Here is a 12619-nt window from a genome sequence, read left to right as displayed (position 1 = left end):
GGTGATCCGTCTTCCCGCCCTGTCCGCGGCCGCGCGCGACACCTTCTGGCGGTCGTTGCAGACGCTGAACGGCACCCGGGTCGTCATCGCGCTCGTGCTGCTGGTGTACCTGAGCTTCGACAGCCGCGGCCTGCGTTCCACGGGCGACTTCCTGTACGCGCAAACCTGCGCGTCCTACCTGTTCCTGGCGGTCGTGTTCGCGCTGACGGCGGCATGGTGGCGCCACCGCTTCCTGCTGCAGCTGCTGTCGCAGGTCAGCTGCGACCTCGTCGTGATCTCGCTCTTGTACATGGCGGCCGGCGGCGTGAGGAGCGGCCTGGCGATCCTGTACCTGTTCCCCCTGGCGGGCTGCGCGATCCTGGCGCCGTTGGTGCTGGCATTGCTGTTTGCTTCGCTGGCATCGTTGTTCATGCTGGGCGAAAGCCTGTGGCGCGCGCTGGGCGGCGAGGGCGACATGGCCGTGCTGCAGGCCGGCCTGTATGGCGCCGCGTTCTTTGCCGCCGTGCTGGTGGTGAACCGGATGGCCGCGCGCCTGATCGGCCAGGAGGAACTGGCCGTGCAGCGCGGCATCGAGATCGGCGTGCAGCAAGCCGTCAACCGGCTGGTGATGTCGCAGGCGGGCGACGGCATCGTCGTCGTCGGCCCCGATGGCGAACTCCTGGCCGGCAACCCGGCGGCGCGCCAGATGCTCGGCCTGTCCGGCGCGCTCGGGCTGCGGCTGGGCGCGATGCCGTCGCTGCATCCGATCGCCCAGGCGTATGAGGACTGGCGCGCCGAGCCGGCCCGGCACACGGCCTTCGTCACGATCAAGCCCTATACCGACCCGCTGCTGCGCGAGATGACGGCCGCGTGGAGCGCCCGCGCCGACCTGGCGGCCCACCTGAAGGTGCGCTTCGCGGCGGCCGAGACGGCGGAGGTGGGCGTCGAGCGCAACGTGATCTTCCTGCAGGACGTGACGGCCATCGAGAACCAGGCGCAGCAACTGAAGCTGGCGTCGATGGGCCGCCTGACGGCCAGCATCGCGCACGAAGTGAGGAACCCGCTGTCGGCGATCGGCCACGCGACGTCGCTGCTGGCCGAGGACCTGCACGGCCCTGTGCACGTGCGGCTGCTGAAGATCGTGGCCGACAACGTGGCGCGCGTGAACCGCATGGTCGAGGACATCCTGCAGCTGTCGCGCAAGGCGCAGGGCCATGCCGAGCCGCTGGCGCTGGCGCACTTCGCGGCCGAGCTGAAGGCGGAGTTCGACGAAACCCAGCGGCTCGACCCGCGGGTGCTCGACATCGCCAAGGTGGCCGACGTGACGGTGCATTTCGATCCCGTGCACCTGCGTGCCGTGCTCCTGAACCTGCTCGGCAATGCGATCCGCTACGCCAGCCGCAAGGGCGCGTCGATCCGCCTGTTCGTCGTGCAGGTGGAGGGCCGGCCGCCCGAGCTGCACGTGCAGGACGACGGCCCCGGCATCACGCCCGAGGTGCGCGCCCACCTGTTCGAGCCGTTCTACACGACGTCGTCGAAGGGAACCGGATTGGGCCTGTATCTCGCGCGCGAACTGTGCTTGAATAACGACGCGATGCTGGACTACGAATACCGCTTCGACGCCGGCCCGGTCGCGGGGGCAGAGTCCAGCGGCCGTTTTGTCATCACGTTCGCCCGGCCGTATCAATAAGGTAACCATGAACGCTTCCTCCCGCGGTTCCCCCCGAGTGCTCGTGGTGGACGACGAAGACGACCTGCGCGAGCTGCTCGAGATCACGCTGCTCAAGATGGGCCTGGACGTCGACAGCGCCGCCGACCTGCGCCACGCCAGGGCGCTGCTGGCGGGCGCCGACTACGACCTGGTGCTGACGGACATGCGCCTGCCGGACGGCCTGGGGCTGGAGCTCGTGCGCGAGATCGCGAGCAGCGGCCGCAATACGCCGGTGGCCGTCGTCACCGCGTTCGGCAGCGCGGAAAACGCCGTCGTCGCGCTGAAGGCGGGCGCGTTCGACTACGTGACGAAGCCGCTGCAGCTGGACCAGTTGCGCATGATGGTGCAGTCGGCGCTGAAACTGAACACGGCGCACAGCCCGGCCGCGGCGCCCGAACCGGCCGACAGCCGGCTCAAAGGCAGCTCGACCGCCATGCAGGCGCTGCGCGCGCAGATCGCCCGTCTGGCACGGTCGATGGCGCCGATCGCCATCACCGGCGAATCCGGTTCGGGCAAGGAACTGGCCGCGCGCGAGATCCACGCGCAAAGTTCGCGGGCCGACAAGCCGTTCATCGCCGTCAACTGCGGCGCGATTCCCGAGGCGCTGATGGAGGCCGAGTTCTTCGGCTACCGCAAGGGCGCGTTCACCGGTGCGGCGGACGAGCGGGACGGCTTCTTCCAGGCCGCCAACGGCGGCACGCTGATGCTCGACGAAGTGGCCGACCTGCCGCTGCCGATGCAGGTCAAGCTGCTGCGGGCGATCCAGGAACGCCGGGTGCGCAAGATCGGCGCCACGGCCGAGGAGCCGGTGGACGTGCGCATCGTCAGCGCCACCCACCAGAACCTGGCGCGCTGCGTGGAAGAGGGCAAGTTCCGGCAAGACCTGTTCTACCGGCTGAACGTGATCGAGCTGTCGCTGCCGCCGTTGCGCGACCGGCTCGACGATCTGCCCGTGCTGATCGAAGCGATCCTCGCCCGGCTGTCCGCCGCGGGCGGCCAGAAGGCGGTATTGGGGCCCGGCGTGCTGGATGCGCTGCGCAGCTACAGCTTCCCCGGCAATGTGCGCGAGCTGGAAAACGTGCTGGAACGGGCGCTGGCGTTTTCCAACGATGGCGTGATCGACGTGAACGACCTGTCGCTGAAAGGCGCGAAGCTGGCCGATGCGCCGGCCGGGGCACCCGTCGCGCCCGCGCTGACCGAGGTGCCGGGGTTGTCCACTGCGGCGGTACCCGGTGCCATGCCCGCGCCGCCGGGCGAGCGCATGCCGCCGCTGCCGGACCTCGCGGTGCTGCCGTCGAACCTGCCGGCCTACCTGGAGCGGGTCGAGCGCGAGATCATCGTCCGGGCGCTGCAGGAGACCCAGTACAACCGCACCCAGGCCGCGCAACTGCTCGGCATCAGCTTCCGGCAGCTGCGCTACCAGATGCAGAAGCTGGGCATCCAGGAGCCGGAAGGCTGAGGGTTCCGACCCCGTGTCCAATAAGGAAATGATAAGTCGGCAAATATTTCCTGTTGTCAATTAGTTGATCCTGGCGTCAATGATTGGACAAGGTTAGCGCTCGCTTACGCCAGAACGCCCGCCCTTATCGATACCTTGAAAAGTCAACAGAAATATTGGCGTTTCTAGCAAAAAAAATCGTCCTGTCCCGCTTGTACTAGGGCATCACGCTCACTACAATTAGTGAGATAGATTGTATGGCGCACTAAATCTAGTGCTCCTGTGGGTAACTCGGTGAATAAGCGGGTGTATAAGTCAGGGATAACCGCGTTGATAACCCGTTGATAAACGGGATTGATAAGCGGGATTGATCAGCGGGATTGATAATCGGGTTGATCAGCGGGTTGCCAAGCGGCTTGCTACGTTGGCTTGATCACTTCCTCCGGCACGCTCGTTCCCCCGGCACCCACCGCAGGCACTACCGCGACCATGCAATGCCACGGGCGTCTCCGGCGGCCGGCGTCATCCTTGTCCCAAGGAGGCCGGCGCAGCCATTGCACTTATGTTTTACGGGGCGGACGAATCTTCTCCGCACCACTCAATCGGGAGCTTACATCCAATGCAATCGAACCAAGACATCACCACACTAACGGCACAGCAGCCGCACCATGCAGAGACGGCGCCCGCCACGGGCCTGACCAATGCAGCCGCCCTGGGCGACTACCGCATCATCCGCCGCAACGGTGCCGTCGTCGCGTTCGAACCGTCCAAGATCGCCGTCGCGATGACGAAGGCCTTCATCGCCGTGCAGACGGCGCAGGGCGGCCCGGCCGCCGCATCCGCCCGGATCCGCGACCTGGTCGAACAGCTGACGAATAGTGTGGTCAATGCCTTGGTGCGCCGCCAGCCTTCCGGCGGCACGTTCCATATCGAAGACGTGCAGGACCAGGTCGAACTGGCCCTGATGCGCTCGGGCGAGCACGACGTGGCCAAGGCCTACGTGCTGTACCGTGCCAAGCAGATGGAAGAGCGCCGCGCCAAGAAGGCGGCCTCCGGTTCCGCCGAAGTGGCCGAGCCCGAGCTGCACGTGCTGGACAACGGCGTGCGCCGCCCGCTGGTGGTGCAGGAAGTGCGCGAGCTGATCGACGCCGCCTGCTCCGGCCTGGAAAAGCACGTCGATGCGGACGCGATCCTGTCCGAAACCTTCCGCAACCTGTATGACGGCGTGCCCGTCGAGGAACTGTACAAGTCCGCCATCCTGGCCGCCCGTGCGCTGATGGAAAAGGACCCGGCCTACTCGCAAGTGACGGCCCGCATCCTGCTGCACACGATCCGCAAGGAAGTGTTCGGCAAGGAGACGCCGCAAGCGCGCGCCGCCGCCGAATACGTCGAGTACTTCCCGAAATACATCGCCAAGGGCATCGAAGCGGACCTGCTGGATCCGAAGCTGGCCGAGTTCGACCTGGACAAGCTGTCCAAGGCCCTCGTTGCCGACCGCGACCTGCAGTTCGGCTACATCGGCCTGCAAACCCTGTACGACCGCTACTTCCTGCACGTGCGCGACGTGCGCATCGAGATGCCGCAGGCGTTCTACATGCGCGTCGCAATGGGCCTGGCGCTGAACGAAGCCGACCGTGAAGCCCGCGCGATCGAGTTCTACCACTTGCTGTCGTCGTTCGACTTCATGTCGTCCACGCCGACCTTGTTCAACTCGGGCACGCAGCGCTCGCAGCTCTCTTCCTGCTACCTGACGACCGTGTCGGACGACCTGGAAGGCATCTACGACGCGATCAAGGAAAACGCGCTGCTGGCGAAATTCGCCGGTGGCCTGGGCAACGACTGGACGCCGGTGCGCGCGCTGGGCGCCCACATCAAGGGCACCAACGGCAAATCGCAAGGCGTGGTGCCGTTCCTGAAAGTGGTCAACGACACGGCCGTGGCCGTGAACCAGGGCGGCAAGCGCAAGGGCGCCGTCTGCGCCTACCTGGAAACCTGGCACATGGACATCGAGGAATTCCTCGACCTGCGCAAGAACACGGGCGACGACCGCCGCCGTACCCACGACATGAACACGGCGAACTGGATTCCCGACCTGTTCATGAAGCGGGTGATGGAAAAGGGCGACTGGACGCTGTTCTCGCCGTCCGACGTGCCTGACCTGCACGACAAGGTCGGCAAGGCATTCGAAGAAGCCTACCTGGGCTATGAAGCGAAGGCCGCTTCGGGCGAGCTGCGCCTGTTCAAGAAGATCGCCGCGCTGGACCTGTGGCGCAAGATGCTGTCGATGCTGTTTGAAACGGGCCACCCGTGGATCACGTTCAAGGATCCGTGCAACATCCGTTCGCCGCAGCAGCACGTGGGCGTCGTCCACAGCTCGAACCTGTGCACCGAGATCACGCTGAACACGGGCCCGGACGAGATCGCCGTCTGCAACCTGGGTTCCGTCAACCTGCCGGCCCACATGAAAGAGGGCAAGCTCGATCACGTGAAGCTGCAGAAGACGATCCGCACCGCGATGCGCATGCTGGACAACGTCATCGACATCAACTACTACGCCGTGGACAAGGCCAAGAACGCCAATATGCGTCACCGTCCGGTGGGCATGGGCATCATGGGCTTCCAGGACTGCCTGCACATGATGCGCGTGCCGTTCGCTTCCCAGGAAGCCGTGAGCTTCGCCGATACGTCGATGGAAGCCGTCTGCTACTACGCCTACTACGCGTCGACCGAGCTGGCCGAAGAGCGCGGCCACTACGAGTCGTACAAGGGTTCGCTGTGGGACCGCGGCATCCTGCCGCAGGACTCCGTCAAGCTGCTGGCGGAAGAGCGCGGCGGCTACCTGGAAGTGGACATGTCGTCGTCGATGGACTGGACCCCGCTGCGCGAACGCATCAAGAAGTTCGGCATGCGTAACTCGAACTGCGTGGCGATCGCCCCGACCGCGACGATCTCGAACATCATCGGCGTCTCGGCCTGCATCGAGCCGACGTTCCAGAACCTGTACGTGAAGTCGAACCTGTCCGGCGAATTCACCGAAATCAACTCCTACCTGGTGCGCGACCTGAAGGCACGCGACCTGTGGGACGAGGTGATGATCGCCGACCTGAAGTACTTCGACGGTTCGCTGACGAAGATCGACCGCGTGCCGCAAGACCTGCGCGACATCTACGCGACGGCCTTTGAAGTGTCGCCGAGCTGGCTGGTGGAAGCCGCCTCGCGCCGCCAGAAGTGGATCGACCAGGCGCAGTCGCTGAACATCTACATGGCCGGCGCATCGGGCAAGAAGCTGGACGAGACCTACAAGCTGGCCTGGCTGCGCGGCCTGAAGACGACGTACTACCTGCGCACGATCGCCGCTTCCCACATGGAGAAGTCGACGACGAAGACGGGCGCGCTGAACGCCGTGTCGCCCGCAGCGATGCCGAGCGCCGCCGCAGCTGCCTCCTCGTCCACCGCCGTGCCGACGCACACCGCGCCGACCACGGTCCAGGAAGTGCAGGAAGGCGCCGCATGCTACCTCCGTCCGGGCGACCCGGGCTTCGAGGAATGCGAAGCGTGTCAATAACCAATCCGGCCGACCCGGCGAAGCGTGTTCGCTTGACTGCGCACCGCCGAGTCGCCATCTAATATAAATAGATAAAAAAGGACGAGCCCCTGACGGGGCCGTTCCCATTACCGAACAAAGGAAAAACAATATGCTGAACTGGGAAGATGACGTGGCCAAGCCGGCCGTCCCGCCTACGATGAGTGCCGAACCGGAAGCCACCGCCGAGCAGATCTCGCACCGCGTCAACGCCGACGACAAGCGCATCATCAACGGCAAGACGGACGTAAACCAGCTGGTGCCGTTCAAGTACAAGTGGGCGTGGGACAAATACCTGGCCGGCTGCGCGAACCACTGGATGCCACAGGAAGTGAACATGCAGCGTGACATCGAGCTGTGGAAGAACCCGAACGGCCTGACCGAAGACGAGCGCCGCATCGTCAAGCGCAACCTGGGCTTCTTCGTCACCGCCGACTCGCTGGCAGCCAACAACATCGTGCTGGGCACCTACCGCCACATCACGGCGCCGGAATGCCGCCAGTACCTGCTGCGCCAGGCGTTCGAGGAAGCGATCCACACCCACGCCTACCAGTACATCGTCGAGTCGCTGGGCCTGGACGAGCGCGAGATCTTCAATGCCTACAACGAGATCAAGTCGATCCGCGACAAGGATGAGTTCCTGATCCCGTTCATCGAAACGCTGACCGACCCGGCCTTCACGACCGGCACGATCGAGAACGACCAGAAACTGCTGAAGTCCCTGATCGTGTTCGCCTGCCTGATGGAAGGCCTGTTCTTCTACGTGGGCTTCACGCAGATCCTGGCGCTGGGCCGCCAGAACAAGATGACGGGTGCCGCCGAGCAGTACCAGTACATCCTGCGCGACGAATCGATGCATTGCAACTTCGGCATCGACCTGATCAACACGATCAAGCTGGAAAACCCGCAGCTGTGGACGCCGGAATTCCGCGCCGAGCTGAAGGAACTGTTCATGAAGGCAGTGGAACTGGAATACGCGTATGCGGAAGACACGATGCCGCGCGGCGTGCTGGGCCTGAACGCAGCCATGTTCAAGGGCTACCTGCGCTTCATCGCGAACCGCCGCGCCACGCAGATCGGCCTGGACCAGATGTTCGACCAGGACGAGAACCCGTTCCCATGGATGAGCGAGATGATCGACCTGAAGAAGGAACGCAACTTCTTCGAAACGCGCGTGACCGAGTACCAGACCGGTGGTGCGCTGAGCTGGGATTGATCCCGCGCTCATCGAGCAGACCAGGAAGCCCCGCCAGCGCGGGGCTTTTTTTATGTGTGCAGTGCCGCGCTGCACAGCAGTTACAGTCCTTTACGTCAACTTACCTCCCTTGACCCCATCTCGCATCGCCGCACCGCACAATCGGCTTCACAAAGGAGTCATGATGAAGCGATGGATGATCGGTATTGCAATGGGCTGTTGCGCGGCAAGCATGTCGTGCCGGGCGGATGAAACGGTGAGCCTGCCGAAGGAGGAGTTCGAGCAGATGCTCGAGAGTTACCAGCTCGTGCTGCAGGATTACGTGGGGTCGGCCGACCGCAAGAAGCTGATGACGGCGGCGATCCGCGGCATGATGTCGTCGCTGGACCCGCATTCGCGCTACCTCGACAAGGACGATCTCGAGGACGTGGAGCGGATCAATACGGGCCGCTACGTCGGCATCGGCGTCGGCGTGGAGCTGATGAACGGCCAGATCCTGATCGGCGACGTCGCTGAAAACGGGCCGGCCGACAAGGCCGGCATCCGCGCCGGCGACTCGATCGTGGCGATCGACGGCGCGCCGCTGTTCGGCCTGCGCGACAGCCAGGTGGCCCACCGCATGCACGGCGAGCCGGGAACGACGGTGGAGCTGACCCTGGCCAAGCGGGGCAAGACGCCGCTGCGCACCGTCACGGTCACGCGCGCCACGTTGCAGGAGCACTCCGTCAGCGTGCAGCGCCTGGACGGCAATCTCGCGCGCATCCGCATCAGCGAATTCGCCAGCGGCACGCCGGCCGAATTGTTCGCCGCGCTGCGCCAGCTGGACGGGCCGCGCCGCGTCGACGGCATCGTGCTGGACCTGCGCAACAACCCGGGCGGGCTGGTGCCGGCGGCGGTGGCGGCGGCCGGCGCCTTCCTGCCGCAGGGCGCCGTCGTCTTCTCGGCGACGGGCCGGCTGCCGGCAAGCACCAGCAAGGTGACGGTGTCGCCGCGCTTCTTCGGCAAGGCCGGGGCGCCTGACGCCGCCGATCAGCTGCCCGCGTTTGCCCAGACCGTGCCGCTGGTCGTGCTGGTGAACGGCGCCTCGGCTTCGGCGGCCGAGCTGCTGGCCGGCGCGATCCAGGACAACGGGCGGGGCAAGGTCGTCGGCAGCCGCACGTATGGCAAGGGCTCGATCCAGGCCGTGTTCCCGCTGTCCGACGAGTCGGCGATCAAGCTGACGGTCGCCCGCTACTTCACGCCGAACGGTCGCGAGGTGCAGGAGCACGGCATCCTGCCGGACGTGCCGGTCGACCCGCCGGTGGCGCACGCGGGCGACGACAACCTGCTGTTCCGCGAAGCCGACATGGCGAACCACCTGCCGGCCAGCACGAAGGCGCCGGCGCCCGTTGCGGCGCAGCGGCCCCTCGCCGAGGACAGCAAGAGCTTTGGCTCGTCCAGCGACCGCGTGCTGCAGACGGCGCTGGCGCAACTGCACGCGGTGCCGGCGTCCGGCCAGGCGCTCGGCTCCCTATTGCGTGGCATGCGTGGCATCGCCACGATGTTCAAGGCGCCCGGCGGCTGACCCGCTCCTTCATTGCGACCAGATGAACCGGGTGCCGTCGCCGCTCTCGGTCGTCGGGCCCGCGCTGTCCGCCGCCAGCGTTCCCGCCGCCGCGTCTCGGCGCAGGAAGCGGTTGTTCGCCAGTGCCATCAGCACCAGCTCCCCGGTCGGCGTCTCGATCCACTGGAAGCTCTGGGCGGCTCCCGGCGCGCCATCTTGCAGCGTGACGGCACCATCCGGCGCGACGCTCAGGTAGCGCTTGCCGGCCTGCAGCGCGACCCGGCCCAATCCCATGTCCCGTACCGCGAACGTGGCCGGCACGCCCGCCGCCAGCGCAGCGGCGGCCGCCGGCTGGCCGAAGGGCTTGAGCCGGATCGTCCGGCCGGCCGGGATCGGCCGCAGCAGGCCCCGTGGGTGGGGCTGGTGGACGTCGATGCTGTCGAAGTCCGCCACGCCGCCTTCCCGGCCTTGCTGGTTGTAATTGAACAGCGCGTAGCGTACGCCCTGGAACGTGACGAGCTGGAACACCATCGTGAACGCGTCGCCCAGCGGCACGAAGCGCTTGCCGTCGACGGAGTAACTGAAGCGCGCCTGTTCCGTCAGGAAGTCGCAATCGGCGCGCAGCCAGACGCGTGTCGCCTTGATCGGCACGCGGCGGGTCGTGTTGCGTGCCTGGTCGAACACGGCGATCGACAGGCCCGCGCCGCTCTTCTCGACCGCCAACGTCGCATACGGCAGGTTCAGCAGGCCCAGGCCGGCCACGTCGCCATCCCGCAGGCCCGCCGCGTCCAGCACGACGGTCGGCGTCGACCGCGGCCCGATCGCGCGCTGGGTCAGCGTGTTGCGCGCCAGCCAGAACGACGGCGCCGGCAGCGCGTGCAGGCGCAGGTAGCCGGGCCGCTCGGCCAGCGACCACTTGCCGTCGACCGGCACGTGGTTCCACTGCCAGACGGGTTGCAGCGCGCTGCCCGCGAAGTCGTCGCTGCGCTGGAACGGCACTGTGACCGGTTGTGGCGCCGCCGTCTTCGGCTTGACCCACGTGCGCGGATTGCGGCCCAGGTTGCCGGGCAGGCCGAAGTACGGCCAGCCGTCCTGCCACGTCACCGGTGCAAGCGTCAGCAGCCGGCCCACCGAGTTGGCATCCATCATCGAGAAGCCCCACCATTCGCCGGCCGGCGTCAGCACGATGCCGCCCTGGTGGATCGCGGTGGCCTCGTGCCGCTTCGGATCGCCCGGCACGATGTCGTCAGGTGCGAACGGCGGCGCGTTCTTCCGCAGCCGGTTGCCCTGTGTCAGCCCGAAGCCTTCGTCGGTGCTGATCGAACGGTTCACTTCCCACGGGCCGTCGATGCGGTCGGCGCGCGCGGCCGGCATGCGGAAGCCGCCCGCGTAGTTCGCGCTGAGGATGTAGTACTTGCCGTCGATCTTGTAGAGGTGGGCCCCTTCGCCCATGCCCTGGTCCTTCGTGAACAGCACCTTCTCGCTGCCGGGCACGATATCCGTCAGGTCGTCCGTCAGGCGCGCCAGCTTCATTTCCTGGTGGTCCCATACGACGTAGACCTTGCCGTCGTCGTCGAACAGCACGGACAAGTCGTGCAGGCTGCGCTTCATCTCGCGGTGCGTCCACGGCCCCTTCGGGTCGGTGGCCGAGTAGATCTGCGTGCCGCGGCCGTTGACGTTGGTGAAGATGTAGAACGTGCCGTCGTGATAACGCAGGCTCGGTGCCCAGATGCCGCGGCCGTAGATCGACTTGCCGTCCTCGAGCCGGTAGGCGGGGCCGAAGTCCAGCTTCGGCGCCGCGTAGCTGACGAACTCCCAGTTGACGAGGTCCTGCGAGCGCAGCACCGGCAGGCCGGGCATCGCATGCATCGTCGTGCCGGTCAGGTAGAACCAGTCGCCGACGCGGATGATGTCCGGGTCCGAGAACTCATCGTGGAAGATGGGATTGGTGAAGGTGCCGTTGCCGTTGTCGGGCGTCCAGGTGGCAGTGGACAGGCCTTGCGCGGCGGCCGGTTGGAGGAGCAGGGCGGCCGCTGTGGCCAGCGCGGCCGCGAGCCGATGGGGACGAAAGGATGGATGGAAGGAGGTCTTGTGCATGGGCGGGTGATCGGTGGATGACGGACATCTAACATAACCGTCGCCGCCGCCGATATCCAATCAATTTTTATGACTCATCCATATGGAGTTCAGTATGGGGTGCCGGCGGCGGGAAGGCGATGCCGGCGCTGCGCCATCCGGGCGGCGCATCGAGCCGGTGGCCGGCCAGCAGCGCACCGCCATGCGGCGCCAGCGCGGCCGCGGCGGCGGCCTCGAACAACACCTTGCCGCGCGCAGGATCGGTGCCGATGGCGGCGAGCGCTGCCGCCAGCGTCGCGGCCAGCTCGGGTGCGCGGGCCCGCAGCCGGCGTGCCAGGTGCTTGCCGGTGCCGGTCCATGCACCGCCGGCGCGCAGCGCGAAGTGCGCCAGCGCGTCGTACAGCTTCGCGGCAATGGCCAACGTTTCGTCGGTGGCGGTGCAGTCGACGAGGTCTTCCAGCAAGGTCGTGATCTCGTAGCGCCCGCTGGCCAGCGCGGCGGCCGACAGCGGCGCCGGTCCTTGCGCGAGCAGCGTGCGCGCATGGTCGCGCAGCCACGCGGCGGCGGCGCTGTCCGGCAGCACGTTCACGCCATCGAGCACCATGCACGCCAGCGGCATGCGGCCGTTCGGCCGGTCGGATTCGCGGCAGAACCAGTCGAACGTGGCGGGGTCGTGGACGAACAGCTCGACCGTGCGCGCGGCCTGCGGTGTCGCGATGCGCAGCGTCTCGCGCCACGCGTACTCGACGTGGTCGAACAGGACCAGCAGGTCGATGTCCGAGCTCGCGGTCGCCTCGCCGCGCGCGATCGACCCGCCGATGATGGCCACCCTGGCGTGCGGCCAGCGTGGCATCAGGGTCTGGAGTACCAGCTGCCGTGCAGCGTCGATATGCATGGTTTGCCTTTCGATATGTGAAGGGCGAAGTGTAGCGTGTGCCTTCGATCAAATGGGTGATCATGCTGCCGAGCGAGCCTCGCGATGGCGACTACATGGCTGGCTGCATGAGTGGCCGCATGAGGTCGATGAGTTCGCGGCGCGGCTTCAGCGCAGGCGCGCGCGCCGATCACGGCCGCCGTCGCCTGGTGGTCGTCGA

The 12619-nt window shown here is 66.4% G+C and carries 7 protein-coding genes; 5 read left to right on the top strand and 2 right to left on the bottom strand.

What is annotated here, in order from left to right; all coding sequences use genetic code 11:
* Nucleotide 1: 1 nt before the first annotated feature.
* The 5 genes from IP92_RS09965 to IP92_RS09945 all read left to right on the top strand — a co-directional run bounded on the left by IP92_RS09965 (nucleotide 2) and on the right by IP92_RS09945 (nucleotide 9470).
* On the top strand, nucleotides 2-1669 hold the full coding sequence (locus tag IP92_RS09965) for a two-component system sensor histidine kinase NtrB (protein WP_145874389.1): 1668 nt from the start codon (nucleotides 2-4) through the stop codon (nucleotides 1667-1669).
* Between the two features lie 7 nt (nucleotides 1670-1676).
* Nucleotides 1677-3149: a sigma-54-dependent transcriptional regulator gene (locus IP92_RS09960; protein ID WP_145874388.1), complete on the top strand. Its 1473-nt coding sequence runs from the start codon at nucleotides 1677-1679 to the stop codon at nucleotides 3147-3149.
* Between the two features lie 598 nt (nucleotides 3150-3747).
* Nucleotides 3748-6693 carry a ribonucleoside-diphosphate reductase subunit alpha gene (locus IP92_RS09955; RefSeq protein ID WP_145874387.1) on the top strand — a complete coding sequence of 982 codons (2946 nt, stop codon included), beginning with the start codon at nucleotides 3748-3750 and terminating at the stop codon, nucleotides 6691-6693.
* 130 nt (nucleotides 6694-6823) lie between these two features.
* Entirely contained in the window at nucleotides 6824-7927 is a 1104-nt protein-coding gene (locus tag IP92_RS09950; RefSeq protein ID WP_145874386.1) for a ribonucleotide-diphosphate reductase subunit beta, read from the top strand.
* Between the two features lie 235 nt (nucleotides 7928-8162).
* Nucleotides 8163-9470: a S41 family peptidase gene (locus tag IP92_RS09945; protein ID WP_158206730.1), complete on the top strand. Its 1308-nt coding sequence runs from the start codon at nucleotides 8163-8165 to the stop codon at nucleotides 9468-9470.
* 9 nt (nucleotides 9471-9479) lie between these two features.
* Here the strand turns inward: IP92_RS09945 and IP92_RS09940 are convergent, their stop codons facing one another.
* Both IP92_RS09940 and IP92_RS09935 read right to left on the bottom strand, forming a co-directional pair.
* Entirely contained in the window at nucleotides 9480-11546 is a 2067-nt protein-coding gene (locus IP92_RS09940) for a glycoside hydrolase family 43 protein (RefSeq protein WP_145874384.1), read from the bottom strand.
* 67 nt (nucleotides 11547-11613) lie between these two features.
* Nucleotides 11614-12420, bottom strand: a complete 807-nt coding sequence (locus IP92_RS09935; RefSeq protein WP_145874383.1) for a nucleotidyltransferase domain-containing protein — start codon at nucleotides 12418-12420, stop codon at nucleotides 11614-11616.
* Nucleotides 12421-12619: the final 199 nt, after the last annotated feature.

Origin of the sequence: Pseudoduganella flava (genome assembly GCF_007830495.1) — a bacterium.
GTDB lineage: Bacteria > Pseudomonadota > Gammaproteobacteria > Burkholderiales > Burkholderiaceae_D > Rugamonas > Rugamonas flava.
The sequence above is the reverse complement of the archived record's forward strand: the minus strand, read 5'-3'. Positions and strand labels throughout refer to the sequence as shown.

Coding starts and splice junctions, on each gene's coding strand:
- IP92_RS09935 (WP_145874383.1), bottom strand. CDS start 12,420: ATGCATATCGACGCTGCACGGCAGCTGGTACTCCAGACCCTGATGCCA.
- IP92_RS09950 (WP_145874386.1), top strand. CDS start 6,824: ATGCTGAACTGGGAAGATGACGTGGCCAAGCCGGCCGTCCCGCCTACG.
- IP92_RS09940 (WP_145874384.1), bottom strand. CDS start 11,546: ATGCACAAGACCTCCTTCCATCCATCCTTTCGTCCCCATCGGCTCGCG.
- IP92_RS09960 (WP_145874388.1), top strand. CDS start 1,677: ATGAACGCTTCCTCCCGCGGTTCCCCCCGAGTGCTCGTGGTGGACGAC.
- IP92_RS09955 (WP_145874387.1), top strand. CDS start 3,748: ATGCAATCGAACCAAGACATCACCACACTAACGGCACAGCAGCCGCAC.